The organism is Kitasatospora sp. NPDC024654 (assembly GCF_055559155.1).
This window is the reverse complement of sequence record NZ_JBVHLF010000005.1, coordinates 1-26,839: the sequence shown is the minus strand read 5'-3', so window position 1 is coordinate 26,839 and position 26,839 is coordinate 1. Positions and strand designations below refer to the sequence as shown.

Annotated in this window: 19 protein-coding genes; 9 read left to right on the top strand and 10 right to left on the bottom strand. The window is 73.4% G+C overall.

Translation table 11 applies throughout. The features are described from left to right. Positions 1 to 101 precede the first annotated feature (101 nt). From ACZ38L_RS04500 to ACZ38L_RS04455, 10 genes are read right to left on the bottom strand one after another with little or no spacing between them, the layout of a single operon-like run. Complete coding sequence (locus ACZ38L_RS04500) at positions 102 to 2,366, bottom strand: glycosyltransferase family 4 protein (RefSeq protein WP_465689155.1); 2,265 nt, start codon at positions 2,364 to 2,366, stop codon at positions 102 to 104. Between the two features lie 11 nt (positions 2,367 to 2,377). Next, a complete protein-coding gene (locus ACZ38L_RS04495) occupies positions 2,378 to 3,679 on the bottom strand; it encodes a polysaccharide pyruvyl transferase family protein (protein ID WP_465689153.1) in 1,302 nt (433 codons plus the stop codon). Further along, positions 3,676 to 4,959 (bottom strand): lipopolysaccharide biosynthesis protein, encoded by a 1,284-nt coding sequence (locus ACZ38L_RS04490; RefSeq protein WP_465689151.1) that lies wholly within the window; start codon positions 4,957 to 4,959, stop codon positions 3,676 to 3,678. Before ACZ38L_RS04490 ends, ACZ38L_RS04495 begins: the two co-directional genes overlap by 4 nt. Further along, positions 4,952 to 5,422 carry a hypothetical protein gene (locus tag ACZ38L_RS04485; RefSeq protein WP_465689149.1) on the bottom strand — a complete coding sequence of 157 codons (471 nt, stop codon included), beginning with the start codon at positions 5,420 to 5,422 and terminating at the stop codon, positions 4,952 to 4,954. Before ACZ38L_RS04485 ends, ACZ38L_RS04490 begins: the two co-directional genes overlap by 8 nt. Continuing rightward, entirely contained in the window at positions 5,419 to 6,564 is a 1,146-nt protein-coding gene (locus tag ACZ38L_RS04480) for a glycosyltransferase family 4 protein (RefSeq protein WP_465689147.1), read from the bottom strand. The genes ACZ38L_RS04485 and ACZ38L_RS04480 overlap by 4 nt, the downstream gene beginning before the upstream one ends. A gap of 20 nt (positions 6,565 to 6,584) precedes the next feature. After that, entirely contained in the window at positions 6,585 to 8,918 is a 2,334-nt protein-coding gene (locus ACZ38L_RS04475) for a DUF2206 domain-containing protein (protein WP_465689145.1), read from the bottom strand. Then, complete coding sequence (locus tag ACZ38L_RS04470; protein WP_465689143.1) at positions 8,915 to 10,006, bottom strand: glycosyltransferase family 4 protein; 1,092 nt, start codon at positions 10,004 to 10,006, stop codon at positions 8,915 to 8,917. The genes ACZ38L_RS04475 and ACZ38L_RS04470 overlap by 4 nt, the downstream gene beginning before the upstream one ends. After that, positions 10,006 to 10,728 (bottom strand): polysaccharide deacetylase family protein, encoded by a 723-nt coding sequence (locus ACZ38L_RS04465; protein ID WP_465689141.1) that lies wholly within the window; start codon positions 10,726 to 10,728, stop codon positions 10,006 to 10,008. Before ACZ38L_RS04465 ends, ACZ38L_RS04470 begins: the two co-directional genes overlap by 1 nt. Then, a complete protein-coding gene (locus ACZ38L_RS04460; RefSeq protein ID WP_465689139.1) occupies positions 10,725 to 11,255 on the bottom strand; it encodes a hypothetical protein in 531 nt (176 codons plus the stop codon). The genes ACZ38L_RS04465 and ACZ38L_RS04460 overlap by 4 nt, the downstream gene beginning before the upstream one ends. Continuing rightward, positions 11,252 to 11,989 carry a glycosyltransferase family 2 protein gene (locus ACZ38L_RS04455; protein WP_396556946.1) on the bottom strand — a complete coding sequence of 246 codons (738 nt, stop codon included), beginning with the start codon at positions 11,987 to 11,989 and terminating at the stop codon, positions 11,252 to 11,254. Before ACZ38L_RS04455 ends, ACZ38L_RS04460 begins: the two co-directional genes overlap by 4 nt. A 1,301-nt stretch (positions 11,990 to 13,290) precedes the next feature. Here ACZ38L_RS04455 and ACZ38L_RS04450 point away from each other — a divergent pair. From ACZ38L_RS04450 to cydD, 9 genes are all read left to right on the top strand, one after another. Further along, positions 13,291 to 14,658, top strand: a complete 1,368-nt coding sequence (locus ACZ38L_RS04450) for an efflux RND transporter periplasmic adaptor subunit (RefSeq protein WP_465689434.1) — start codon at positions 13,291 to 13,293, stop codon at positions 14,656 to 14,658. Further along, the gene (locus ACZ38L_RS04445) at positions 14,564 to 15,556 is read left to right on the top strand and encodes an ABC transporter ATP-binding protein (protein ID WP_465689137.1); all 993 of its coding nucleotides are present in this window, start codon (positions 14,564 to 14,566) and stop codon (positions 15,554 to 15,556) included. Before ACZ38L_RS04450 ends, ACZ38L_RS04445 begins: the two co-directional genes overlap by 95 nt. Beyond that, positions 15,553 to 16,764 (top strand): ABC transporter permease, encoded by a 1,212-nt coding sequence (locus ACZ38L_RS04440; RefSeq protein WP_465689135.1) that lies wholly within the window; start codon positions 15,553 to 15,555, stop codon positions 16,762 to 16,764. Before ACZ38L_RS04445 ends, ACZ38L_RS04440 begins: the two co-directional genes overlap by 4 nt. A 10-nt stretch (positions 16,765 to 16,774) precedes the next feature. Next, on the top strand, positions 16,775 to 17,524 hold the full coding sequence (locus ACZ38L_RS04435) for a hypothetical protein (RefSeq protein WP_465689133.1): 750 nt from the start codon (positions 16,775 to 16,777) through the stop codon (positions 17,522 to 17,524). A 247-nt stretch (positions 17,525 to 17,771) separates the two neighbouring features. Next, on the top strand, positions 17,772 to 18,608 hold the full coding sequence (locus ACZ38L_RS04430) for a response regulator transcription factor (protein WP_465689131.1): 837 nt from the start codon (positions 17,772 to 17,774) through the stop codon (positions 18,606 to 18,608). A gap of 5 nt (positions 18,609 to 18,613) precedes the next feature. Further along, the gene (locus ACZ38L_RS04425) at positions 18,614 to 20,230 is read left to right on the top strand and encodes a sensor histidine kinase (protein WP_465689129.1); all 1,617 of its coding nucleotides are present in this window, start codon (positions 18,614 to 18,616) and stop codon (positions 20,228 to 20,230) included. A gap of 264 nt (positions 20,231 to 20,494) precedes the next feature. Beyond that, positions 20,495 to 22,048 carry a cytochrome ubiquinol oxidase subunit I gene (locus tag ACZ38L_RS04420; protein ID WP_465689127.1) on the top strand — a complete coding sequence of 518 codons (1,554 nt, stop codon included), beginning with the start codon at positions 20,495 to 20,497 and terminating at the stop codon, positions 22,046 to 22,048. Between the two features lie 15 nt (positions 22,049 to 22,063). Continuing rightward, positions 22,064 to 23,119 (top strand): cytochrome d ubiquinol oxidase subunit II, encoded by a 1,056-nt coding sequence (gene cydB / locus ACZ38L_RS04415; protein WP_465689125.1) that lies wholly within the window; start codon positions 22,064 to 22,066, stop codon positions 23,117 to 23,119. Then, a complete protein-coding gene (cydD, locus tag ACZ38L_RS04410; protein ID WP_465689123.1) occupies positions 23,116 to 26,718 on the top strand; it encodes a thiol reductant ABC exporter subunit CydD in 3,603 nt (1,200 codons plus the stop codon). Before cydB ends, cydD begins: the two co-directional genes overlap by 4 nt. Positions 26,719 to 26,839: the final 121 nt, after the last annotated feature.

Genomic DNA, 26,839 nt, shown 5'->3' with positions numbered 1-26,839 from the left:
GGCCGACGGCAGCGCCAAGCCCGCGCTCGCGGCGTTGCGCGGGGCGATCGCCGCGCTGCGGGCGGGCCGGGGCGCGAGCGGCGCGCCGTCCGACCGTCCGGTCATCCGCGCGGCAGTGCTCGGAATAGTCGTAGATACCGCTCGGTCAGCCCGGGCCAGGCGTAGTGCTCGACGACGTGGCGGCGGCCGGCCGTGCCGAACCGGTCCGCGGTGCCGGCGTCGGTGAGCAGCCGCCGGCAGGCCGCCGCCAGCGCGGCCGGGTCGCCGGGCGGTACCAGCAGCCCGGTCTCGCCGTCCGCGATCACGTGCGGGATCCCGCCGACCGCCGAGCCGACCACCGGCGTGCCGCAGGCCATCGCCTCGATCAGGGCCATCCCGAACGACTCGGCGGAGGTCAGTGAGGGCAGCACCAGCAGCGCGGCCTGCTGGAGTTCGGCGACCAGCGCGCGGCCGGTGAGCGCGCCGGTGAAGACCACCCGGTCGGCCAGCCCCAGCCGCTCGGCGTGCCGGCGGTGCTCGTCCAGCGCGTCGCCGTCGCCGACCAGCCGCAGCCGGGCCGCCGGCAGGTCGTCCAGCGCGGCGAACGCATCCAGCAGCACCGGCAGGCCCTTCCAGGCCGAGCTGCGGTCCAGCCGGCCGACGTAGAGCACGGTCCGCGGCCGCTCGGCGACCGGCGGGCCGGGGGTGAACCGCTCGACGTCCACGCCCGGCGGGATGCGCACCGCGCCGGCGCACCCGGCCGCCAGCGAGACCGGGGAGACCGCCACCAGCGCCCGGGCCCGGGCGAACACCCGGGGCAGCAGCAGCCGTTCGTAGCCCCCGATCAGCCGGTCGACTCCGGCCCGCCCCTTGGCCATGGAGCCGGCGTGGTAGGTCAGCACGGCCGGCCGGGCGCCGCTGAGCGCCACCGCCAGGTCGCCCAGCCCGGGCACCGGAGCGTGCGCGTTGACCACATCGGCATCCAACTTCCGTAGCCAGTAACGGAGTTGGAGCGGCCAGAGCGGGCTGAGCGGGGTGTTGGAGAGCCGCGCCCAGGTGCCCAGCCGGACCACCGGCAGGCCGGCCTCGACCGAGACGGTGGTCCGCCACCCGGCGGTGTTGCTGGTGATCACGGCGGCCCGCAGCCCGGGACCGTCGGCCACCGCCCGGGCGATCCGGGCGGCGTAGTTCTCCACCCCGCCGATCTTCGGCGGGTAGTAGGGCGCGACCACCGCCACGCCCCGGCGCGGCCGGCGCTCCAGCGCGCGGGCGAAGACCTCGGCGGTCCGGTCGGCCTGCCGCTGCCAGGAGAGGTCGGCGGCCACCCGGGCCCGACCGGCCGCGCCGAGCCGCTCGGCCAGCTCCCGGTCGGTCAGCACCCGGCGCAGCGCGGTGGCCAGCCCCGCGAGGTCGCCCGGCGCGGTGAGCAGCCCGTGCACGCCGTCCGTGACCAGCGACGGGATCCCGCCGACCCGGGTGCTGACCACCGGCCGACCGGCGGCCATCGCCTCGACCAGCACGGTGGGGAAGCTGTCGTAGTGCGTCGGCAGGGCCAGCACCCGGGCCCGGCGGTAGGCGGCGGTCAGCTCGGGTCCGGTGAGCCGCCCGCTGAAGCGGACCCGGTCGGCGATCCCCAGCCGGTCCGCCAGCCGCTGGTGGTCGGTGGCCGCCGAGCCGTCGCCGACCACCTCCACCCGCAGCCCGGGCAGGCTCCCGGCCAGCCGGGCGGCCGCGCGCAGCAGGTCGGGCAGGCCCTTGTAACCGGTCGCGTGCTCCAGCGAGCCGGCGAACAGCACCAGCGGCGCCTCCGGGAGCGGGCTCGGGGCGAAGCGGTCGAGGTCCACCCCGGGCGAGACGGTGGTGGCCCGACCGGCGAACAGCCGCGCCAGGTCGGCCCGGACGTAGTCGGACGAGCAGATCAGCTCGGTGGCCCGGCGGGCGGTGCCGGCCAGCAGGGTCCGCTCGTAGGCCGAGCAGACCGTGTTCCAGAGCGGGCCGCCCTGGCGCATCCGGCCGGTGTGGTACGTCAGCACGAACGGGCGGTCGCCGCAGGCCCGGGCGGCGGCGTCGGCGAAGAGCGGCACCGGGGCGTGCGCGTTGACCAGGTCCACCCCCTCGCTGCGGACCAGCTCGCGCAGCGCCTGCCGCCAGCCGGTGCCGAGCGGGGTGCGGGAGACCCGCAGCGGCGCCGGGAGCCGGTGCACCACGACGCCGTCCGGCTCCTCGTGCCGCCCGGGGCCGGCGCCGTCGCTCGCGGTCGCCGCGACCACCACCCGGTAGCCGTGCCGGGTCCGCAGCTGCCGGGCCAGCTGCCAGGTGTACTGCTCGACCCCACCGGTGTCGGGCGGGAAGTACGGGGTGGCCAGCAGCACGGTTGGCCGCGTCATCGTGCGTCGGGTCACGCGGCGGCCCCCGCCGGCCGGCCGGCGGTGACCGCGCGCAGCAGCTCGGGCAGCTCCTCGGCCCGGGCGACGTAGCCCGGCAGCCGCTCGGCCAGCGCCCGCAGGTACTCCGCGCGGCCCGCGTGCAGCTTCTCGACCAGCGCGCCCAGTCGTTCGGCGGAGACCTCGGGCATCGGCAGCACCCACTCCTCCAGCCCGAGATCCCGCATGATCCCGCGGGTCTTGTGCTCGTACTCGATCGCGATGCACGGCACCCCGCTGGTCAGCGCGAAGATCACCGAGTGGAACCGGGTGCCCAGCACGTAGGAACACTCGCCGTAGAGGCCCTTGAGCTCGCGGAAGTCGACCCGCTCGGTGACCAGCAGCGGCGGGGTGGCGCAGCGGTCGGCGATCCGGCGCTCGACGATCCGGTCGTCGTCGCCCAGGTAGTCGGTGGTGACCTGGGGGATCAGCACCACCTCGGCGCCGCTCGCCCGGACGGCGTCGACGGTCGTGGCCAGCGCCCGTTCGTAGGCCTGCTGGGCCTGCGGCGGCAGCCACTGCCGGGCGGTCACCCCGACCAGCGGCACGTCCGGCCCGACCCCGAGCCGGGTCCGCCAGTCGGTCAGCGGTGGCGGAGCGAAGGCGAAGCCGGAGTCCACCGCGCGGCGCACCGGCCTGCCGCGCACCCCGCAGTCCGCCAGGATCTCCACGCTGACGTCCTCCCGGGCCAGCGCCAGCGCCGCCCGGCGCACCACGTACGCCGCCAGTCGGCGCTGGGCCGGGGCCGGGAACGGGCCGAAGGACTGCGGCGCGAGCACCACCGGCACGCCCCGGCGCTGCGCCAGCAGCAGCGGCAGCACCACGTAGAAGACGTTCTGGTAACCGTCCAGCCCGGGCCGGGCGTTGAAGTAGCCGCCGCCCATCGACACCACCAGGTCGGCCCCGGCCACCGCGACCGCCTCGCGGCGCACCTCGGCGGGCAGCAGCGGCCGCAGCAGCCGGGTCAGCGCGGGGGGCAGCAGCAGGGCCACCGGCGCGGCGGCCAGGCCGAGCGCCTTGCGCAGCACCCGGCGCGGGGTGGAGACCGTGCCGTCGGCGACGTAGCGGCGGATCGAGCCGAGGTTCGCGGCGCCGTCGAACTCCGGGTGGACGGCCGGGTCCTCCATCCCGGCGACGGTGATCTCGGCGTCGGGGAAGGCCGCGCGGACCTGCCGCAGACAGACCGCCAGCAGGGCGGCGTCGCCGGCGTTCTCGCGGACGTAGGCGTTGACGACCACCACGCTCCTCGGGACGGCGTTCGTCGGGACGGCGTTCATCGGCTCATGCTCCGTTCGGGAGAGGGGATGCGTCGGGGAGCGGCGTGCCGTGGCCGCCGGGTCCGGACCCGGGCCAGCGCCGCCAGCGCGACCAGGCCGGAGGCGAGGTTGCCCAGGCCCCAGGCCCAGCCGAACCAGACCAGCCCGTGCCCGGCCCAGGCGGTGGCCAGCCCGATGGTGACCACCGCGTAGACGACGTTGCTCCAGATCAGCGGGGCCATCCGGCGGGCCAGCTTGATCGCGAAGCTGGACCAGGTGTTCACCGCCACCGCGACCGTGCCCAGCGCCAGCACCACCAACAGGGCCTGGGCCCGGGCCGGGTAGGCGCCGCCGAACAGCCGCAGCAGCAGGCCGCTGCCGGCCGCCAGCACCACCGCGGCCGGCAGCTGGACCAGCGCGATCAGCCGGGCCGAGCGGCGCAGCACCTCGGCGAAGCGCGACTCGTCGGCGGATACCTCGGCGAACATCGACTCGCTGACGGCGAAGGAGGCCGCGTTGGCCAGGTTGGCGATCTGGAACGCGACGAAGTAGTAGGCCGCCGCCTCGGTGCCCAGTCGTTGCAGCACGATCAGCGGGAGCACCAGCAGCGGCGCCAGGTTGAGCAGGCTGGAGAGGTAGCTGGCGACCGAGAAGCCCAGCTGCTCGCGCAGCCGGGTGCCGCTCGCGACCAGCCGCGGGCGCAGGCCCAGCCGGCGACGGAGGAACCAGAGCGAGGCCAGCACCGCCACCGCGTAGCCGCCGCCGGTCGCCGCGACGATGCCGAACGCGCCCAGCCCGGTCAGCGCGAACGGCAGCGCCAGCTTGGTCGCGCCCTGCAGCACCCCGTCGACCAGGGTGTTGTACTGCGCCAGCCGCTCGCTGACGAAGACCGCGTCGGTCAGCAGGTTGACCGCCGAGAGCGCGCAGAACAGCACCAGCGCGACCGCCTGCACCGGATCCTCGCGCACCGCCAGCAGCCGCGCGCCGTACCAGGGCAGCCCGAGCAGGTAGCCGGTGCCGAGCAGGCAGCCGGCCACGAAGACCAGCAGCACCGCCTGGCAGATCTGCGCGTGCCGCAGCTCGCCCGGCGCGGGGAACCGCACCAGCGTGCTGTTCAGCCCGAACAGGCTGAAGTAGGCGATCAGGGACACCGCGTTGGTGAGCGAGGTGGCGGTGCCGACCTGGGCCGGGCTGAACAGGTGGGCCGCGACCACCCAGAACAGGAAGCCCAGGCCGGCCGTGCCGGCGGTGGCCAGCAGCAGGTAGAAGGAGCTGCGCGTCACCTGGTCGGGTTCAGCCACGGCCGGCTCCCGTGACGGGATGCCGGGCGCGCAGCCGCAGGGCGAGCAGCGCGGCGGCGGAGAGCGCGAAGCAGCCGACCGCGGCGGTGCCCTCGGTCGGGACGGCGGCGAAGTGGGTCAGCTGCCGGTCGATGGTCTGCGGATGGGTCAGCGAGTTGACGCAGAGGTAGACCCAGGCCAGCAGCGGATAGCCGGTCAGGGTGCGCAGCAGCGCGTCCGTCCGGTCGCCGCGGCCCCGCCGCCACGGGACCCGCTCGGCGCGCAGCCCGCGGGCCAGGTGGGCCAGCGCGGAGACGGCGAAGCAGAGCGCGCCGAAGGTGTCGCGGCGCAGTGGCAGCCAGGAGGTGAGCGAGCCGGAGAGGGTGTCGGGGCGGGTGGCGGCCCAGGCCGCGACGTAGAGCCAGCCGAGCAGGCCGTGCACCAGCGCGACGTCCAGTACCGGCCCGGTCAGCGCCCGCCTCATCCGCTCTCCCCCGCGGCCCGGTAGTGGTCGAGCAGTGCTCGGACGTGTTCCGGCCAGCCGAAGCTCCGCTCGGCGTAGTCCCGCGCGTACCGCCCCATCAGCCCGCGGCGCGGGGCGTCGGCGGCCAGCGCGGCCAGTTCGGCGCGCAGCCGCCCGGCGTCCCGGGGCAGCAGGCTGACCCGCTCGCGGTCCAGCGCGTAGGGCGCGTAGCCGGGGTCGTCGGTGGTGACCACCGGCAGCCCGGCGGCCATCGCCTCCTGGACGGTGAGCGGGAAGCCCTCGGCGGTGGAGGGCAGGGCGAAGACGTCGCAGGCCCGGTAGACCTCGGCGACCTGCTCGGGGGGCAGCGCGCCGAGGTGGTGCACGCCCTCGGCGTCCGCCGGCGCGCCCTCGCCGCCGGTGCCGACGAAGACCAGGTCGTACTCCGGTCCGGCGGCGGCCCGCAGCAGGTCGTACCCCTTCTTGGGGACCAGCCGGCCGACGAAGAGCACCAGCACCCGTCCCTCCGGCAGCCCGTACGTCGCGCGGGCCTTGCGGACCTCCTCGTCCGAACCCGCCGGGTGGAACAGCGCGGTGTCCACGCCGTTCGCCAACTGTCGCACCGCGTCCGGGCGGGCGCCGTGCGCCAGGACGAACGCGCGGACCGTCGCGTTGAGGACCAGCACCCGGCGGGCCCGGCGCAGCAGCGCCCGCCCGAACACCCCGTACACCGCCCGCTGCACACCGCGCACCAGCGCCGAGGGGTGCGCGACCAGCCCGACGTGCTGGGTGAGCACCAGCGGGGTCCGGGTGAGCAGCGCGGCGGCCCAGGCGGCCCAGGAGGTCGGGTAGAGGCAGTCGTGCACGTGGATCACGTCGGCCCGGCGGGCCCGTCGCAGCGCCTCGCGCAGCAGCCGGGGCGCGGGGAGCGGGAACGGCACGCCGGTGCGCCGTTCGATCCCGTTCCAGGCGGCGATCCGGCCGACCCGGACGCCCTCCTCGGTGACCGTCCCGGTGCGTCGCCCGCCGCTGGTCAGCACGGCCACCTCGGCGCCCTGCGCGGCGAGTTGGCCGGCCTCCTGGCGCACCACGTTCTCGATGCCGCCGACGTGCGGCGGGTAGTAGTGACTGACCAGCAGGATCCGGGGGCGCGTGGTCGTCACCGGAGGAGTCATCCGAGGAGTCACCGGAAGATCTCCGCCCCGTCGCTGCTGTAGATCTCGTTCTTCATGTCGTCGAGCAGGCCCATCGGGTAGCGGTAGGTCACCAGATCGCCCCGGTAGAAGGTGGTCGCCTCGTCCTTGGTCACCGTGGTGCTCCCGAGGAAGACGTAGGAGTTGGTGCCGATCAGGGTCGGGTAGATGTCGTTCAGCGCCCGGCCGTGGATCAGCGTCTGCAGGCGGCTGAAGGTGTAGCGGTCGGTCTGCACCTCGGACTGGACGTCCTGCTTCTGGTCGTCGGTGGTGCGCTGCTCCAGCCAGCTGATCGCGCTGCGCTCCTGCGGCTGGACGTAGTAGATGTCGTAGTACTGACCCGCGTTGTTGAGGTTGAGCTGCGGCGGGTAGCCGCCGATCACCTGCGGGACGGCCCCGGTCAGGTCCAGGAAGAACGCCACCGCGAGGGTGCCGGCCAGCGGGACCGCCCAGCGCCGGGCCCAGCGGAACACCCAGAGCGAGCCGGCCGCGATGAACGGGCCGAAGAAGAACAGCCCCTGCTGGAAGGCGCGCAGCACGCCGTAGTCCACCGACAGCTGTGGCAGCACGGTGAGCAGGCCGATCACGCCCACCATGGCGATGGTCAGGGTGACCTGGTCGCGGGCCGGCCGGAAGGCCCGCCGGCGGGACCAGAGGCAGACCGCGAGGCCGATCACTAGCAGCAGTTGCAGCAGGTCGGCGGCCCACTGGCGGACCAGCTTGTTGGCGGCGGAGACGTCCAGCCCGGCGTGTTGCAGGGCGCGGCCGAGCCCGGTGAGTGGCAGGTCGGGCTCGGAGACCGCCTGGATCGGGTACTGGTCCACCGTCTGGAGCGGCAGGTAGCCGCCGTTCGCCCGGTCCTTGGCGGTCTCGGTGACGGTGTCCGCCCGGTACTCGCCGAGCCGCTGCTGCGGGGTGGCCGCCGAGCCGCCGAGCAGGCTGTACGAGGTGTCGGAGGAGCCGCTCTGCGCCTTCCCGGGGTCGATCGCCTGCTGCACGGTCTCGGTGACGGTGCTGCGCAGCTGGCCGCCGGTGTCGGTGAGCGGGCCGGTCCAGAGCACCGCCGCGGCGGCGGTGGCGGCCACCATCCACCAGGTCACGAAGCCCACCGCGGGAGCGCCCGGGCTCCGGCGCCGGGCGCGGGCCAGCAGCCGCCAGCCGCGGTCGGTGGCCAGCGCGGCACCCAGCACCAGCACCACCACGTAGGTGGTCGAGTAGTGCGAGAGCACCACGCCGCCCATCAACCCGGTGAACGCGACCCGGCGCTGTCGCAGCGGCCGGGCCGGCTCGGTGAGCACCACCATGGCCGCGCCCAGCAGCAGGAAGGCGATCTCCTGGCGGGCCAGGAAGGTCATGTCGGTGAAGAAGGTCGGGAACGCCACGAAGTAGAGCGCCGACAGCAGCGCCACCATCCGCTGCGCGACGTTGCGCACCGAGCGGTGGATCAGCGGCGCGCTGAGTGCGAAGAGCAGCGGGAAGACGGCCTTGAAGACGTAGAGGCCGCTGATCCCGGTGAGCCGGGCGAACGCGGTGGGCAGCAGGGTGATGCTCAGGCAGGCGTTGTACGGGTCGCGGAAGGCGGAGATCTGCCAGCGGTCGGCGCTCGCGGCCAACTGGAAGACCTCGTACTCGCGTTGGATGTCGTGACCGGTGATGTACCAGCCGCGCAGCGAGGTGAGCAGCAGCAGCGCGGCCGCCACCAGGAACAGGCCGAGCTCCAGCACCGGCTCCGCGTAGCGGCGTCGCCGGCGCAGCAACTGGGCGAGCAGCGCGGCCATCGCGACCAGCGCGAGCACGGCGACGGTCGAGCCGAGGCCGTTGTTCAGCCGGATCGCGCCGGCCACGCTGAGCAGCAGGCAGCCGGCGCCGAGCAGCAGCACCGGCCGCAGCCCGGGCACCGGACGTCGGCGCGGCCGGGCGACGGCTCCCGGTCCGCGCCTCGGCGGGCGGGCCTCGGCGGGCCCGGCCCAGGCGAGCAGCAGCACGGCCAGCGCTGCGGCGAGCGCGAGCGGGGCCCGCCGCAGCGGGTGGTCGTCGCCCAGCGGCGGCAGCACGGTGTTCAGCAGCAGCGCCGAGGCCAGATCGGTGCCGATCGCGAGCGGGACGGCGACCAGCGCGCGGCCGTCCCGGGTGGCGACGAACCGGTTCGCGTAGCCGTACCAGAGCAGGCCGGGCGCGCCGAGCAGCAGCCAGAACCCGGCGCAGGCGAGCACCGGCACCGGGACCCAGGGCAGCAGCTCCAGGCCGGTGGCCAGCGCGGTGCCGGCGAGCAGCGCCCGGCGGGCCCTGGTGCGCCGGGCGACGGCCCGGCTGAGCGCCCTCACGCCAGCACCTCCGCGTAGACCCGCTCCACCCGGCGGACCACCGCGTCCCAGGCGAACGCGGGCGCCGCCTCCGCGCTGCGCCGGGCGAGTCGCGCGCGCAGCTCCGGATCGCCCGCCACCGCGTCGATCGCGGCGGCCAGCGCGGCCGGCTCCGGTGCCGCCAACAGGCCGATGTCACCCAGCAGTTCGGTGTTCCCGGGGACGTCGGTAGCGATCACCGGGAGACCTGCGGCCATCGCCTCCAGGGCGACCAGCGGCATCCCCTCCTTGTCCGAGGGCAGCACGAAGGCGTCCGCCTCGGCGTAGGCGCGGACCAGCTCGGGGCCCAGTCGGGCCCCCGCGAAGTCCACCTGGGTCAAACCCAACTCGACTGCCTGTGCCTCGAGTTGGCCGCGCAGCTCGCCGTCCCCGACGATCCGCAGCCGAACCGGGGCGCGCAGCAGGGCGATCGCCGCCAGCAGCCGCGCGACGTTCTTCTGCGCGCTCAACCGCCCGACGTAGAGCAGCTCCAACGGGCGCTCGGCCACCTCGCGGACCGGCATGAAGTAGCCGCGGTCGACCCCGTTCGGCACGATGTGGATCCGCCGCTCGGGCACCCGGTAGGTCCGCCGGACGAACTCGGCCTGCGCCTCGGTGAGCACGATCACCGCGGCGGCGGCCCGCAGCACCGGCCCGAAGACGTGCTTCTTGTAGGCGGGCAGCAGCCGGCCCAGCCGGCCCGAGGCGTCCACGTCCAGGTGGAAGTGGAGCACGAACGGCTGGCGCCGCAACCGCGCGGTGAGCGCGACCAGTTCGGGCAGCAGGGCGTGCGCCGAGTGCAGGTGCAGCAGGGTGCCGCGCGGGCGGCGCAGCAGTGACAGCAGCAGGCCGGGCACCAGCGGGGTGTGCGCCACCTCGACCGAGCGGTGCCGGCGAACGGTCACCGCGCCCTGCCGGGAGCGGCGCGGCGCACCCCCGGCGCCGATCGTGGTGGTCAGCACCTGGACCTCGTGCCGGTCGGCCAGTCCGGCCGCCAGGTTCTCCACCACCCTTTCCAGGCCGCCGAGATGGGGTGGGTAGTACGGCGTGATCTGCAGGATGGTGGGCATCAGGCCGCCAGCGCGAGCAGTTCGCGGTTGGTCCGGTAGGCCACCCCTGGACGGCCCGCGATGTGCGCCAACACCCTTTCCAGACGGGACCATTCGCCGCGCGCGTCGACCTCCCAGCTGTGCCCCCAGAGGTGGAACACACCACCCTCGCGCAGGCAGCGGTCGAAGAAGTGGACCGCCAGCTCGTCCCAGGCCAGGTAGAGCCGGGCCGCCGTCCATGGCCGGCCACCGGCCAGCCGCAGCGCGAGCGGGCCGTCCACCCGGTGGGTGTAGGCGTTGACCGTGGTGGCCAACTCCAGTGCGTGGCCCGGCCGCAGGCTCCCGCGCCGGACGGTGCGGGCCAGCGTGAAGCCGGCCTGCTCGACCAACGTCACCTGCCCCGGGGTGTATTCGCCGCGCGGGTAGCAGAAGCTGGTCACCGGCGAGCCGGTGATGTCCTCCAACTCGGCTCGCCCGCTGCGGATCTCCTCGGCCGCGGCGGCATCGCTGAGCTGAGGCAGGCGCTGGTGGGTCAGGGTGTGGCCGCCGATCTCGAAGCGCTCGGCCAACTCCCGGATGCCGGCCGCGGACAGCCGCTCGGCGGGCGCGAACTCCAGGTTGCGCGGAGCGATGTAGAAGGTGCCGGGCAGCCGGTAGCGGTCCAGCAGGTCGGCCAGCCGGGGATCGAGCACGTGCCCGTCGTCCCAACTGGTGGTGACGGTGACGCGAGGTGCGGAGGTCATGGTGTCGGTGCCTTGGGTTGGGGGAAGCGGTAGTGCAGCGTCTGGGCGGTGCCCAGCAGCGCGACCTGGACGACCGCGTCCGGTTCGGGCAGCGGCAGGCGGACGGTGGTGCCGACCGCGGCGTCCGGCTTCGGGACGAGGGTGACGGTGCTGCTCGCGGTGACCGTGCCGTCGGGCCTGGTCAGCGAGACCCGTAGCTGGAGCGACTGACCGGGCGTGCCGTGCTGCACCAGCGAGATCGGGACCACCGCGTCACCGCCGGAGGTGGTCGGCGACTGGGAGAAGTACAGCTCGGTGTAGTCGGCCGGGATCCGGGTGAATGACTGCCGCAGCGCCAGCCGGACCGCCGGCTGGGCCCACAGCACCGGCCCGACGGTCGCCGCGACCAGCACGGCGACTGCCGCGAGCACGGCCCGCCGCCGCCCGGGACGGCCGCCGCCGCGGCCCGCCCCGCGCCGCCGCCGGTCCACCGGGCGCGGAGGGGGTTGGACCGCGGGCGTCCCGGTCCTCCCGAGCAGTGAGGTCATACCTTGTCGAACTCCTGGGCGGGGACGACCGCCGGCCGGAGGACCGGGCGGGTCTTGCGGAAGTTGTGCTCGAAGAGCTGGCGCAGGTTCTCGGTGCCGTCCCGGAAGGCGTTCAGCTTCACCTGGCCGCCGCGCTTGCGGTACTCGATGGGGACCTCCAGGTAGCGGTAACCCGCCCTGGTGGCAGCGTTCTTGATCTCCTGGGAGAAGGACATCCCGGTGGAGCGGACGTCCAGGCGCTGCCAGACGTAGCGGCGGAAGATCCACATGCCGGACTGCGAGTCGCGCAGCTCGTTGCGGAAGAGTGTGCGGCTCACCGCGCTGAGCACGTGGTTGCCGAGGGAGTGCGAGGGCTTCATGGCCTCGCTGTTGCCGCGGGCGAGCCGGTTGGTCGTCATGAACTCGACGTCGTGGTCGACCAGGGTGCGCAACAGGCGGGGCAGGTCATCGAAGGGGTAGGTGCGGTCGGCGTCGCCGGTGGCGATCACCTCGCCGGTCGCCGCGCCGAATCCGGCGTGGTAGGCGTTGCCGTAGCCGCGCGCGGGCTGCGCGACCACCCGGGCGCCGAGTGAGCGGGCGACGTCGCCGGTGCCGTCGGTCGATCCGTTGTCGACGACCAGCACCTCGGTCTCCCAACCCTCCTGCCGGAGACCGGAGAAGGGGATCGAGGCCATCACGGCAGGCAGGTTTTCGGCTTCGTTGAGGGCGGGTATTACGATCGAGAGAGTGTTCATGTGAGCCCCCCTGTGGCTGGCGGAGATCAACGCTGGACGGTCCGACCGCGCGGTGACACGCGAGGTCGGGATGGAGCCGCGCCTGGCAGCGCGGTGAAGGCACCCTTCGGCACCGCCGGACTGCTGTGTCACGACGGTTGGGATCCGCTGGGGTGTGGTGATGGATGGACACCGGAGGGCGGCCGGCGCACCGGCAGGCTGGCAGGCCTGTGGTGCCGTTCGGGGTCGGCGAAACCCCGGCGGTGGGTGGGCGCGGCCGCCCGACCCGGCAGATTAGGAGAGTGATGTCCGACCGTGAACCGCTGGGGCACCCTTCGGTGGTGCCGGCGCGCCGTTCCGGTTCCCCCGAACTGACCGGGCGCGGTTGAGCTTTCGGTCCGCGGCAGCGACATCAGAGACGGCCATAGTCCCCCTACAGGCGTGATGGCTACACCGGGCGCGTCGCTGTACGTGACGACCACCCTAGCCAGAGGTGAGTCGAGTTGTGAAGCATCTGCTGGTGCTACCTTCCGATTTTAAGCATGCCGGCGCTCGGAGTTGGGCCGTTTTCGCGCCCAGAGCGCCAGCTGGGGAAGGCTGGTAGCCGGCTGATAGAACATCAGCACGAAAGATTGGCCCGAAGCCAACCGAGCTGCATCAAAAGCTTGATGACGGAACATCAACCCGTAACACGGCTGACTCATCCGGGCAGGTGGCGGCCGGTAGGCTGGCCCGCCGGCCGGAACTGCGGCGCTCGTGAAGGCCCCGGAACGGCTCTTGGCAGCTGTGAAGACCATGGCGGGACCGACGCCTGGTCAGCCCTGGCCTGTGACTACGCTGCGCATTCGCCATGCTCCGGCCATCTGGCGTACAGGTCTTGCGCCGTGCGGTGGGCCGGGCCCGCCGGTGCATTCCCGGTGGCGTTCGACTGGTGCGAGGTGCGCGCTCTCCATGCGCCCGGTCGGTTGCGCCCGGCGCACATTTCACCCCGCCTTCCGACGGCGCGCGCCCACCGTTCGTCCGGGTACCCCCGTCCTTCGGCGGGGATGACGCTGTCGCGATTTCCCACCTATGGCGGGGCGGGGGGTGAAGGCTATGCACCAGATGACTGGGAAATGGCTGGAAGTTGCTTCAACGATCTCTTTAGCGTCCGGTCCAGTCGGGGGATTTTGTCCGCTTTCGTCCGCTATTTTGGGTCCCGGTCGCCCCAGTGAACTCTCAGTCGCCGCCCAGTCCTTCGCAAGAGCACCCCGCGACTCTTGACCGCTATGAAGGTCCTCCCGCGACGGCGTCGTGCCGTCCTCGTCAACTCAGTGCTCGGTGTGGCCCTCCTCGCCGGAGGAGCCATCGCCTACAACACCGTGAACAGCAGCACCGCCGCTGCCGCGAAGCCGGCCGCCCGGACCGCCACCGTGACCAAGGGCACGGTCCTGGCCACCGTGTCCGGCTCCGGTTCCCTCAGCTCTCCCAGCGACACCGCCGACAACTTCGTCACCGGCGGCAAGATCACCGCGATCAAGGTGTCGGTCGGTGACACCGTGACGGCCGGCGAGACCCTCGCCACCGTCGACAGCACCGCCGCCCAGCAGCAGGTGAACTCTGCCCAGGGTGCGCTGGACGAGGCGCAGGCCCAGCTGACCGCCGCGGAGGCGAGCCTCACCAAGGCGCAGGACGGCACCACGGTCACCCAGAACGAGCCGGTCGCCTCCACGGACTCCTCGGGCGGCCGCGGTTCGGCCCCGGCCCCGCAGTCCACGCCGGTGACCACCACCACGGTCGACCCGTCCGCCGTGGCGTCCGCCCAGGCGCAGGTCACCTCGGCCCAGCAGCAGGTGAACACCGCGCAGACCAACCTGACCAACGCGCAGACCGCGCTGGCCGGCACCACCCTGACCGCCTCGGAGAGCGGCACCGTCGCCTCGATCAGCAACGTGGTCGGCGACACCGTGTCGGGCACCGGCAGCGACAGCTCCAGCAGCGGCTCGGCCGGCTCCAGCAGCTCGTCCGGCTCGTCCGGCTCCGCGAGCAGCAGCAAGAGCAGCAGCAGCTCCTCGACCTCCAGCGGCCCGTCCGGCTTCATCGTGATCACCAACCCGACCGGGATGCAGGTCACCGCGGACTTCTCCGAGCTGGACTCGCTCAAGCTGAAGAAGGGCGAGGCGGCCACCGTCACGCTCAACGCCGAGTCCAACGAGGTGCTCAACGCGACCGTTCTGTCGGTCAGTTCGCTGCCGGTCGCGGGCAGCTCGGCGAGCACCGCGGTGCAGTACGCGGCGACCCTGCAGATCCAGGGCGACACCAGCCAGCTGCGCACCGGCCTGAGCGCGACCGTCTCGGTGGTCACCGGCGAGGCCGACAACGCGCTCTCCGTCCCGGCGGCGGCGCTCTCCGGCACCGGCACCACCCGGACCGCGACCGTGGTCAAGCCGGACGGCACCACCTCCCGGGTCAGCGTCCAGGTCGGCGTGGTCGGCGACACCACCGTGCAGGTGGTCTCCGGTCTGAACGAGGGTGACAAGGTCCAGATCGCCTCGTCCACGGCCGGCGGCACCGGCGGCTTCCCGAGCGGCTCCTTCCCCGGCCTCGGTGGTGGCGGTGGCGGCTTCGGTGGCGGCGGCGGTCTCGGTGGTGGCGGTGGCCGCTCCGGTGGTGGCGGCGGTGGCGGCGGCAGCAGCCGGGGCGGTGCCTGATATGGCACGCGGCACCCGTCGGCGCGGCGGCGCCCGCCCCGAGGCGGACGCCCCGGCCGAGGCCCCGGAGAGCGGCTCGGAGAGCGGCTCGGCCACCCCGCCCCCGGTCATCCAGATCCGCCGGCTGCGGAAGTCCTACGGCCACGGCGACGCGGTCGTGCACGCGCTGCGCGGCCCGGACGACCCGGAGACCGGCGGGCCGGCCGGCGTCAGCCTGGACATCGAGCAGGGCGACTTCGTCGCGATCATGGGTAGCTCCGGCTCCGGCAAGTCGACCCTGATGAACATCCTGGGCTGCCTGGACGTGCCGACCAGCGGGCGTTACCTGCTGGACGGCATCGACGTCGGCCACCTGGACGAGAACCAGCTCTCGCTGGTCCGCAACCGCAAGATCGGCTTCATCTTCCAGTCCTTCAACCTGGTCCCGCGGACCACCGCGATCGCGCAGGTCGAGCTCCCGCTCGCCTACGCGGGAGTGAAGGCGAGCGAGCGCCGCAAGCGGGCGCTGGCCGCGCTGGACCTGGTCGGCCTCTCCTCGCGCGGCGACCACAAGCCCAACCAGCTCTCCGGCGGCCAGCAGCAGCGCGTCGCGGTGGCCCGGGCCCTGGTGACCGCGCCGACCATGCTGCTGGCGGACGAGCCCACCGGCAACCTGGACACCCGCTCCACCGAAGAGGTTCTGACCATCATCGACGGACTGAACGCGACCGGACGAACGGTCGTGCTGATCACCCACGAGGACGAGGTGGCGCTGCACGCCAAGCGGGTGCTGCGGCTGGTCGACGGCCAGATCATCTCGGACGTCCGGCAGGGTCCGGTGGTCGGGCCGCCGCCGGTGCTGGCCGCGAAGCTCGCCGCCGGGAACGGCACCGGCGAGCTGATCGGGGGCCGGCGATGATCTTCCTCCAGATGTTCCGGTTCGCCCTCGGCGGCCTGGCGGCCAACAAGGTGCGCTCCGCGCTCACCATGCTCGGCGTGCTGATCGGTGTGGCCTCGGTCATCCTGCTGCTGGCGGTCGGCAACGGCTCGTCGGTCGCGGTGAAGAACTCGATCACCTCGCTCGGCACCAACTCGCTGACCGTCTCCTCCAGCGCCTCCTTCGGCGCCTCGAAGAGCGGCAGCGCGGTCAAGAAGCTCACCCTGGACGACGCCAAGGCGCTGGCCAACCCGGCCGCGGCCCCCGACATCGCGTCGGTGGCGCCGGTGGTCACCACCTCGGCGGCGGCCGTGTACGGGGACATCTCGTACACCCCGGGTTCGATCATCGGGACGTACCCCGCGTACTTCCAGACCGCCAACGAGAAGATCGCCACCGGTGACTACTTCACCAACGACGACGTGCTCAACTCGCGCAAGGTCGCGGTGATCGGCTCGACCACGGCCAGCGAGCTGTTCGACACCGAGAACCCGATCGGCAAGAGCATCAGCATCGGCGGCACCCCGTTCACCGTGATCGGCGTGCTGCAGACCAAGGGCGCCACCGGGTTCAGCGACCCGGACGACGTGGTGATCGCGCCGCTGCCGACCGTGCAGAACGCCTTCACCGGCTTCAGCTCGATCAGCCAGATCCTGGTGCAGGCCACCTCGGCCGACACCACCACCCAGGCCCAGAACGAGATCACCACGATCCTGATGGGCACCCACTCGATCACCGACCCGACCAAGCTGGACTTCCGGGTCAGCAACCAGTCCTCGCTGCTCAGCACGCGGGAGAGCACCTCCTCCACCTTCACCGTGCTGCTCGGCGCGGTGGCCGCGATCTCGCTGCTGGTCGGTGGGATCGGGATCACCAACATCATGCTGGTGACGGTCACCGAGCGGACCAGGGAGATCGGCATCCGCAAGGCGCTCGGCGCGCCGAAGGCCGTGATCCTCGGTCAGTTCCTCACCGAGTCCACCCTGCTGTCGGTGCTCGGCGCCGGCCTCGGGGTCCTGGTCGGTCTGCTCGGCGCGCACTTCAAGGTGGTCGGGATCACGCCCGTGGTGATTCCGTCCTCGGTGTTCGGGGCGTTCGGGATCGCGGTCGCCATCGGACTCTTCTTCGGCAGCTATCCGGCCAACCGGGCAGCCGGGTTGCGCCCCATCGACGCCCTGCGGCACGAGTGAGGCGGCAGTCATGATCACCGAACGAGAGCAGTCAGATCCCATGTCCAACAACAACAGCGACGGGGGCCGGTCGACCGACACCATGCGGCTGCCCGTGGTCAACCCGGGCGCCCGTGGCGGCGCCGTGGCCGTGCAGCCGACCGCCGAAGACACCGTGGCGGCCCACGTCGAGCTGCTGGCCACCCCGCCGGACGCCCGCGACATCGACGGCGAGCTGGCCGCGCCGCCGCGGCGCAAGCTGCCGTGGCTGACCCTGCTGCTGGCGGGTGGCGCGGTCGCGGCCCTCGCCTTCGCGGGCGGCGCGTACTACCAGAAGAACGACGGCGCCTCCAACGGGAGCAGCCGGAGCTTCACGGCCGCCGCCGCCACCAAGAGCGGCGCGAGCGGGCGCGGCGGCGCCGCGGGCGGTGGTACGGGCGGCGGCGCCGCCGGGTCGCCCGGGTTCACCCGCGGCACCGTCAAGCTGATCGACGGCAGCACGATCTACCTGACCGACGCCAGCGGCAACACCGTCAAGGTGACCACCAACGGCAGCACCCAGGTCCAGGTCAGCAAGAGCGGCCAGGTCAGTGACCTGCAGCCGGGCCAGACCGTCACCGTGACCGGCAGCTCGGACGGCTCCGGCGGTTACTCCGCCTCCCAGGTCACCGAGGGCGGCAGCGCCGCCGCGGGCGGCTTCGGCGGCGGCTTCGGTGGCGGCGGTGGCTTCGGCGGTGGCAGCGGTGGCGCTGCCGCCGGAGGCTCCTCCAAGAGCGGCTGACCCGCCGGCGCGGGGGTGACCGGTGAGCAGCGCCGGTCACCCCGCCGGTGGTCGGCGTGAAGCGGCCCGGCCCGGACTCCTCCGGGCCGGGCCGCTTCGTTCTGCCGGTGCGGGTCGTCCGTACCCGTCCGGGCGTTGCTCCCGGTGCGAACGGCCCTTGCCGTTCATTCCCCTCTCATCAACCCCACGTAGCCTCCCGAGGCCATCATCCGATGGGATGACACAGGACCCGGGAGGCCGACCCAAGATGCAAGGGACAGTGCCCACCACCAGTCTCGCCCCGACGACGCCGGTCTCCCCGGCCGGCCGGGCGCCGGGCGAGGCCTTCCTGCTCGTCGTCGACGACGAGCCGAACATCCGCGAACTGCTCTCCGCCTCGCTGCGCTTCTCCGGGTTCCGGGTGGAGTCGGCCGCCACCGGCGAGGAGGCGCTGGAAGCGATCGCGGTCGAGCGCCCCGATCTGGTGGTGCTCGACGTGATGCTGCCCGACCTGGACGGTTTCACCGTGGTCGAGCGGCTGCGCGAGCAGACCCGGCGGCAGCAGATCGCCAACCCGGCCGGCCTGGCCGCCCGTCCCGGCCGGCCGCGGCCCGCCGACCACCTGCCGGTGCTCTTCCTGACCGCGAAGGACGGCACCGAGGACAAGGTGCACGGTCTGGCGGCCGGCGCCGACGACTACGTCACCAAGCCGTTCAGCCTGGAGGAGCTGATCGCCCGGATCCGGGCGATCCTGCGCCGGGCCGGCGGTCCGGCCGAGGACGGCCGGCTGACCGTGGCCGACCTCACCCTCGACCCGCTGGCGCACGAGGTGACCCGGGATGGCCGTCCGGTCTCGCTCTCGCCCACCGAGTTCAAGCTGCTGCACTACCTGATGGCCAACGTCGGTCGGGTGGTCTCCAAGGCACAGATCCTGGACCACGTCTGGGCCTACGACTTCGGCGGCGACCTCAGCATCGTCGAGTCGTACATCTCCTACCTGCGCCGCAAGCTCGACTCCGGCCCGGACCACGGGCCGAAGCTGATCCACACCGTGCGCGGGATCGGCTACGCGTTGCGCCGGCCGCCGCAGCAGGCGCAGGACTGACCCGGGTGCGCGCGGCTCCCGGACGGCTGCGGCGGCTCCGGCCACCGCGGCCGGGCGCGCTGCTGCGCCGCACCGGACGGCTCTCGCTGCGCAGCCGGCTGCTGGCGCTCACCCTGGTGCTGGTGGCCACCGGGCTGGCGGTCAGTGACGTGGTGCTGCTGGGCAGTGTGCGCGGGCAGCTGGTCGGCCGGCTGGACCAGCAGCTGGAGCGGTTCGGCGAGCCGCTGGCGCACCGGACCGGGATGCACCTGGGCCCGCCGCCCCAGCAGTCCGGTTCGGGCCAGTCCGGTTCGGCGCAGTCCGGTTCGGGCCAGTCCGGTTCGGCGCAGTCCGGTTCGTCCGAGGGCGAGGGCAAGCACGACGGGGTGCAGTACCTTGCCGGTCTGCCCAGCCTCTACCAGGTCTCCTACCTGGCCGCCGACGGCCGGGTGATGCGCGAGGTCCGGCAGCAGGTCTCGTCCAACGACCCCGTGCCGCAGCTGCCCCCGCTCAGCGGTCCGCAGCTCGCCCAGCGGTTGGGCCACGGCTTCGACGTGCCCAGCGAGCACGGCGACGAGGACTGGCGGGCGCTGATCCTGCCGATCCAGCACACCTCCGCCGCGCCCGCCAACGCTCCCGAGTACCTGGTGGTCACCATCTCGCTCAACGAGGTGGACGCCACGGTGGAGAAGCTGCGGGAGAGCTTCCTGGCCATAGGCGTCGCGGTGGAGCTGCTGATCGCCGGGCTCGGCGCCTTCGCGGTTCGCGCCGGGCTGCTCCCGCTGCGCCGGATCGAGCGCGGCACCGAGCTCATCGCGGCCGGTGAACTCTCCTACCGCATGCCGGAGTTGCCGACCAGCACCGAGGTCGGCCGGCTCTCCGCGGCGCTCAACGGGATGCTCGACCAGATCGAGTCCGCGTTCGCCGCCCGGGCCGAGTCCGAGGCGCGGATGCGCAACTTCGTCGCGGACGCCTCGCACGAGCTGCGCACCCCGCTGGCCGGGATCCGCGGCTTCGCCGAGCTGTACCGGATGGGCGCGCTGCCCACCGAGGCGGACGTCAAGCGCACCATGGACCGGATCGAGAGCGAGGCGGTCCGGATGGGCGGCCTGGTCGAGGACATGCTGATGCTGGCCCGGTTGGACGAGGAGCGTCCGCTCGACCTCGCCCCGATGGACCTGCGCACGCTGGCCGCCGACGCGTTGCACGATCTGATCGCCCTCGACCCGACCCGCCCGGTCGCGCTCACCGGCCCCGGCGGTACCGGCGCGCCCGGCGCCGCGGCCGTGCTCGGTGACGAGGCGCGGCTGCGCCAGGTGGTCACCAACCTGGTCGGCAACGCGGTCAAGCACACCCCGGCGGGCACCGCGGTGCGGATCGGGGTGGGCGCCGACTCCGCCGGCTGCCTGCTCGAAGTGGCCGACTCCGGGCCGGGGCTGGCGCCCGAGCAGGCGACCAAGGTCTTCGAGCGGTTCTACCGGACGGACGCCTCGCGCAGCCGGCACGGCGGGGGCGGCGCGGGCCTCGGCCTGGCGATCGCCGCCGCGCTGACCCGTGCGCACGGCGGCACGATCACGCTGGACACCGCGCCGGGCCGTGGTGCGACCTTCCGGGTGCACCTGCCGCCGGCCGGCGGTCTCTGACCGGGGCGGCCCGGCACAGCTGTCGCCGAACGGCCCTCGTTTACACAGAACTTACACGTCACCCCCACCCCCGCCGTGACCTCGCGAGCGGGGGTTTGTCATACTGTCCGGGAAGCTTGTGAACGTGTTCACGTTCACAAGCGGACAAGCTTGGCATGCATTGGTGCGATTCACACCGAAGCGCACCTTGTGTCTGGTACGTCGGGTGGCAGTCCGCGCGAAACCAGACCAGAACGGACAGCAAGGCCGTAGGGAGAGAGCGCAGTGGAGCTAGCAGTCGCTCACGAGACGATCGCGCGATGGCAGTTCGGGGTCACCACCGTCTACCACTTCCTGTTCGTCCCGCTCACCATCAGCCTGGCCGCGATGGTGGCCGGGCTGGAGACCGCCTGGGTACGGACGGGCAAGGAGAAGTACTTCCACGCCACCAAGTTCTGGGGCAAGCTCTTCCTGATCAACATCGCCATGGGCGTGGTGACCGGGATCGTCCAGGAGTTCCAGTTCGGGATGAACTGGTCCGCCTACTCGCGCTTCGTCGGGGACGTCTTCGGCGCGCCGCTGGCGATGGAGGCGCTGATCGCGTTCTTCTTCGAGTCCACCTTCATCGGCCTGTGGATCTTCGGCTGGGACAAGCTGCCGAAGAAGATCCACTGCGCCTGCATCTGGATGGTGGCGCTGGGTACCGTGCTCTCCGCGTACTTCATCCTGGCCGCCAACTCCTGGATGCAGCACCCGGCCGGCTACACCATCGACCCGGTGACCAAGAAGGCCCAGCTCACCGACATCACCAAGGTGCTCTTCCAGGACACCACCCTGGTCGTGGTCTTCCACACGCTGACCGCCGCCTTCCTCACCGGCGCCGCCTTCATGGTCGGTGTCGCCTCGTACCACCTGTGGAAGGCCAAGCGGCGGCCGGAGGGCGTGGACCGGCGGAAGACCGCCGCGCTGCGCACCTCGCTCCGGCTCGGCCTGGTGATGGCCGTGGTGGCCGGCCTGGGCACCGCGATCAGCGGCGACACCCTGGCCAAGGTGATGTTCGAGCAGCAACCGATGAAGATGGCCTCGGCCGAGGCGCTCTGGGACACCCAGTCCCCCGCGCCGTTCTCGATCTTCGCGGTCGGCAACGTCAACGAGGGCCACAACTCGGTGGAGTTGGAGGTCCCGGCGCTGCTCTCGTTCCTGGCCAAGAGTGACTTCAGCTCGCCGGTCCCCGGCATCAACGACACCGCCGCCGCCGAGGCCGCCAAGTACGGCGGCAAGCCGACCGACTACATCCCGAACATCTTCGTGACCTACTGGGGCTTCCGCCTCATGATCGGCTTCGGGATGACCTCCTTCGTGGCCGGCCTGATCGGCCTGTGGACCACCCGCAAGCGGTTCTTCCTGGCGCCGGAGTTCCGCACCGGCGAGGACGAGGTGCCGCGGCTGATGCTCACCCGGTCCACCGAGCTCAATCCGCTGCTGACCGGGTGGAGCTGGCGGATCGGGATCCTGACCATGGGCTTCCCGCTGATCGCCAACAGCTTCGGCTGGGTCTTCACCGAGATGGGCCGCCAGCCCTGGGCCGTCTTCGGCCTGATGACCACGGCCGACGCGGTCTCGCCGAACGTCGGGGTGGGCACCCAGGTGGTCGCGCTGTGCACCTTCACCGGGCTCTACGCGGTGCTCGCGGTGATCGAGGTCCGGCTGCTGGCCAAGTACGCCAAGGCCGGCCCCGACGTCGCCGAGCGGCCGCCCGCCCAGGACCCGACGCTGCGCGGGCCCTCGGGACCCTCGGTCGACGAGGACGCCGACCGTCCACTCGCCTTCGCTTACTGAGCAGGGAAACTGGCCATGCACCTCCATGACGTCTGGTTCGTCCTCATCGCGGTCCTCTGGATCGGCTACTTCTTCCTGGAAGGCTTCGACTTCGGGATCGGCGTCCTCACCAAGCTGCTCGCCCGGGACCGGGCCGAGCGCCGGGTGCTGATCAACACCATCGGCCCGGTCTGGGACGGCAACGAGGTCTGGCTGCTCACCGCGGGCGGCGCCACCTTCGCCGCCTTCCCGGACTGGTACGCGACCCTGTTCAGCGGCTTCTACCTGCCGCTGCTGGCGATCCTGGTCTGCCTGATCGTCCGCGGGGTGGCCTTCGAGTACCGGCACAAGCGCAGTGAGGAGCGCTGGCAGCGCGGCTGGGAGCACGCGATCTTCTGGACCTCGCTCGTCCCCGCGTTCCTCTGGGGCGTGGTCTTCGCCGACATCGCGCACGGCGTGCGGATCGACCAGCAGAAGAACTACGTGGGCGGGGTCGGGGACCTCTTCACCCCGTACGCGCTGCTCGGCGGGCTGGTCACGCTGGTGCTCTTCACCTTCCACGGCGCGGTCTTCGCGGCGCTCAAGACGGTCGGCGACATCCGGCTGCGGGCACGGCGGTTGGCGGGGAGGGTCGGTGTGCTGGCCGGCGTGCTGGCGGTCGGCTTCCTGGGGTGGACCCAGGTGCACCGGGGCGACGGGTGGAGCCTGGCCGCGTCGGTGGTCGCCGCGCTGGCCCTGGTCGGTGCCCTGGTGGCCAACCGGCTGGGTCGTGAGGGTTGGGCGTTCGTGCTCTCCGGGCTGACCGTGGTGGCCGCGGTGGGGACGCTCTTCCTGGCGCTCTTCCCGGACGTGATGCCCTCCACGCTCAACCCGGCCTGGAGCCTGACGGTGTCCAACGCGTCCTCCTCGCCGTACACGCTGAAGCTGATGACCGTGATCGCCGGGATCTTCACGCCGCTGGTGATGCTGTACCAGGGATGGACGTACTGGGTGTTCCGCAAGCGGATCGGGATCCAGCACATCCCGGTGGACGATCACGCGGCGCCCGTCGGGACCGCCGATACCGCCGAGCCCGTCGCGGCCGAGCGATGAAGCCGGTCGACCCCCGGTTGCTCCGGTACGCCCGGACCACCCGCGCGTTCCTGGCCGGCTCGGTGCTGCTCGGCACCGCCGGGGCCGTGCTGGTGCTCTGCCAGGCCACCCTGATCGCCGAGATCGTGGTCCGCTGCTTCCAGCACGGTCGGGGCCTGGCCGCGCTCACCACCCCGCTGGTGCTGCTCGCCGTGACGGCGGTCGGCCGGGCCGTGGTCGCCTGGCTCACCGAGCTGACCGCGCACCGCTCGGTGGCCCGGGTGAAGTCGCAGCTGCGCCGCCGGTTGCTCGACCACGCCACCGCGCTCGGCCCGTCCTACCTGGCCGGCCGGCGTACCGGCGAGCTGACCACGCTGGCCACCCGGGGCGTCGACGCGCTCGACGACTACTTCGCCCGCTACCTGCCGCAGCTGGCGCTCGCGGTGACCGTGCCGGCGGTGCTGCTGGCCCGGATCCTCGGCGTGGACTGGGTCTCCGCCGCGATCATCGCCGGCACGCTGCCGCTGATCCCGGTGTTCATGGTGCTGATCGGGCTGGCCACCCAGTCCCGGATGGACCGCCAGTGGCAGACCCTGGCCCGGCTCTCGCACCACTTCCTGGACGTGGTCGGCGGGCTGCCCACGCTCAAGATCTTCAACCGGGCCAAGGCCCAGGCGGCCACCATCGCCCGGATCACCGACGACTACCGACGGGCCACCCTGCGGACCCTGCGGATCGCCTTCATCTCCTCCTTCGCGCTGGAGCTGATCTCCACCCTCTCGGTCGCGCTGGTCGCGGTCTCCATCGGGTTCCGGCTGGTGGACGGCACGATGCCGCTGGAGACCGGGCTGCTGGTGCTGATCCTGGCGCCGGAGGTCTACCTCCCGCTGCGCCAGGTCGGCGCGCTCTACCACTCCAGCGTCGAGGGGCTGGCGGCGGCGGAGGAGATCTTCGCGGTGCTGGAGACACCGTTGCCGGCCGCCGGCACGATCGCCGCGCCCCCGGTCGCCGGTGCGGTGCTGCGGGTGGACGGACTGACCGTCCGCCACCCCGGCCGGACGGTGCCCGCGCTGCACGAGGTCTCGCTCACCCTGCGCCCGGGCGAGACGCTGGCGCTGACCGGGCCCAGCGGCGCGGGGAAGAGCACGCTGCTCGCCGCGCTGCTGGGCTTCGTCCGGCCGGACGGCGGATCGCTGCGGATCACCGCCGCCGACGGGACCGAGCACCGGCTGGCCGAGCTGGACCCGGCCTCCTGGCGGGCCCAGATCGCCTGGGTGCCACAGCGGCCGCACCTCTTCGCCGGGACGGTGGCGGAGAACGTCCGGCTGGCCCGGCCCGACGCGCCCGAGGTCGAGGTGCGGGCCGCGCTGGCCGCCGCGCACGCCCTGGACTTCGTCGACCGGCTGCCGCGCGGCCTGGCCACCGTGCTGGGAGAGGGCGGGGCCGGGCTCTCGGCCGGGCAGCGGCAGCGACTGGCGCTGGCCCGGGCGCTGCTGGCGACCGACCGGCCGCTGGTGCTGCTGGACGAGCCGACCGCGAACCTGGACGGGGAGAGCGAGGCAGCCGTGGTGGACGCGGTGCGCACGCTGGCGGCCGACCCGCGGCGGACGGTGCTGCTGGTCGCGCACCGGCCGGCGCTGCTCGCGGTGGCGGACCGGCGGGTCGAGCTGGCGGCTCCGTCCGCCGCTGCCGCCGTCCCGGCTCCGGCTCCGGCTCCGGCTCCTGTTCCTGCTGCCCCTGTCCCTGTCGCCGCGCCGGTCGCCTCCGCGCCGGTCGCCTCCGCGCCGGCCGCCGTTCCGTCCGACGCGCCCGGGCACGGGGTGGGCGTCGGCGGATCGCCGATGCGCCGGATCGCCGCGCTGTTCCGGGCCGCCGACGCGGGCCGGCCGCGCCGCCGGTTCGCGCTCGCGGTACTGCTCGGCAGCCTGGCGCTGGGCTGCGCGGTGGCGCTGCTGGCCACCTCCGGCTGGCTGATCTCCAAGGCCTCCCAGCAACCGCCGGTGCTCTACCTGATGATGGCGGTCACCGCCGTCCGGGCCTTCGGCGTCGGCCGGAGCGTCTTCCGCTACGCCGAGCGGCTGGTCTCGCACGACGCCGTGCTGCGCACCCTGGGCGGCCTGCGCACCACCGTCTACCGCCGGCTGGAGCGGCTTGCGCCCGCCGCGCTGCCCGCCTTCCGCCGCGGTGACCTGCTCTCCCGGCTAGTCGCGGACGTCGACGCGGTGCAGGACTGGTACCTGCGCTGGCGGTTGCCGGCGGCCGTCGCGGTCACCGTCTCGCTCGGCACCGCCGTGGCGCTCGGGCTGCTGCTGCCCGCGGCCGGCGTGCTGCTCGGGCTCGGCCTGCTGCTGGCGGGGGCCGTGGTGCCCGCGTCGGGGGCCCTGACGGCCGGCCGGGCCGAACGCCAACAGGCGCCCGTCCGTGGCGAGTTGGCCACCGCGGTGGTCGACACCTGCACCGGCACGGCGGAACTCGCGGTGGCCGGTGCGCTGCCCGCCCGGCTCGGCGCGGTCCGGGCCGCCGACGCCCGGCTCACCGCGCTGGCCGGCCGCTCGGCCGCCGCCGCCGCGCTCGGCGCGGGGCTGACCGCGCTGCTCACCGGCCTGACCGTGGCCGGTTGCGCGGCGGTCGGGGTGCGCGGCGTCGGCACCGGCTCGCTGACCGGCCTCTGCCTGGCGGTCGTGGTGCTCACCCCGCTGACTGCCTTCGAGGCGGTGGCCGGGATGCCGGTGGCCGTCCAGTTCCGCGAGCGCAGCCGGGCCGCGGCGGCCCGGCTCACCGAGGTGCTCGACACCCCCGACCCCGTGGTCGAGCCGGTCGAGCCCGCCGAGCCGCCCCGGGACCCGTTCCCGCTGGCCGTCCGGGGCCTGCGGGCGCGCTGGCCGGGGCAGCGGGAGTACGCGCTGGACGGCGTCGACCTGGACCTGGCGGTCGGGCGGCGGATCGCCGTGGTCGGCCCGTCCGGCTCCGGCAAGACCACGCTGGCCCAGGTGCTGCTCCGGCTGCTCGACCAGGAGGAGGGTGCGGTCCGGCTGGCCGACGGTCGTCCACAGGCTGTGGATACTCGGGCGCTGGACGGCGACGCGGTCCGCCGGGCGATCGGCCTGTGCGCCCAGGACGCCCACGTCTTCGACAGCTCGCTGCGGGAGAACCTCAGGCTCGCGTCACCCGGGTGCGGCGACGGGGAACTGCGCGCCGCGCTGGCTGGCGCCCGGTTGCTGGACTGGGTGGACAGCCTGCCCGAAGGCCTGGACACCATGGTCGGTGAGCACGGTGCCCGGCTCTCCGGCGGCCAGCGACAGCGGCTGGCGCTGGCCCGGGCGCTACTCGCGGACTTCCCGCTGCTGATCCTGGACGAGCCGGCCGAGCACCTCGACCTGGCCACCGCCGACGCGCTCACCGCCGACCTGCTGGCCGCCACCGCGGGCCGGACCACCCTGCTGATCACCCACCGGCTGGCCGGGCTGGCGGCGGCCGGGGTGGACGAGGTGCTGGTGCTGGACGGGGGCCGGGTGGTCGAGCGCGGCGGCTGGGCGGAGCTGACCGCCCGTCCGGACGGGCGGCTGCGCGAACTGTGGGAGCGCGAACGGCGGACCGACCGGCTGCTGGTGGCGGCCTGACGGCGATCCGGCCCCGGGGGGGGGGGGGGGGGGGGGGGGGGGGGGGGGGGGGGGGGGGGGGGGGGGGGGGGGGGGGGGAGGGTGGGGGGGGGGGGGGGGGGGGGGGGGGGTGTGTGGGGGT

What these genes read in the sequence shown, in the direction of transcription:
- ACZ38L_RS04435 (WP_465689133.1), top strand. Translation starts at nt 16,775, where the DNA reads ATGATCACCGAACGAGAGCAGTCAGATCCCATGTCCAACAACAACAGC.
- ACZ38L_RS04470 (WP_465689143.1), bottom strand. Translation starts at nt 10,006, where the DNA reads ATGCCCACCATCCTGCAGATCACGCCGTACTACCCACCCCATCTCGGC.
- ACZ38L_RS04485 (WP_465689149.1), bottom strand. Translation starts at nt 5,422, where the DNA reads ATGAGGCGGGCGCTGACCGGGCCGGTACTGGACGTCGCGCTGGTGCAC.
- ACZ38L_RS04440 (WP_465689135.1), top strand. Translation starts at nt 15,553, where the DNA reads ATGATCTTCCTCCAGATGTTCCGGTTCGCCCTCGGCGGCCTGGCGGCC.
- ACZ38L_RS04495 (WP_465689153.1), bottom strand. Translation starts at nt 3,679, where the DNA reads ATGAACGCCGTCCCGACGAACGCCGTCCCGAGGAGCGTGGTGGTCGTC.
- ACZ38L_RS04460 (WP_465689139.1), bottom strand. Translation starts at nt 11,255, where the DNA reads ATGACCTCACTGCTCGGGAGGACCGGGACGCCCGCGGTCCAACCCCCT.
- ACZ38L_RS04455 (WP_396556946.1), bottom strand. Translation starts at nt 11,989, where the DNA reads ATGAACACTCTCTCGATCGTAATACCCGCCCTCAACGAAGCCGAAAAC.
- ACZ38L_RS04500 (WP_465689155.1), bottom strand. Translation starts at nt 2,366, where the DNA reads ATGACGCGGCCAACCGTGCTGCTGGCCACCCCGTACTTCCCGCCCGAC.
- ACZ38L_RS04465 (WP_465689141.1), bottom strand. Translation starts at nt 10,728, where the DNA reads ATGACCTCCGCACCTCGCGTCACCGTCACCACCAGTTGGGACGACGGG.
- ACZ38L_RS04430 (WP_465689131.1), top strand. Translation starts at nt 17,772, where the DNA reads ATGCAAGGGACAGTGCCCACCACCAGTCTCGCCCCGACGACGCCGGTC.
- cydD (WP_465689123.1), top strand. Translation starts at nt 23,116, where the DNA reads ATGAAGCCGGTCGACCCCCGGTTGCTCCGGTACGCCCGGACCACCCGC.
- cydB (WP_465689125.1), top strand. Translation starts at nt 22,064, where the DNA reads ATGCACCTCCATGACGTCTGGTTCGTCCTCATCGCGGTCCTCTGGATC.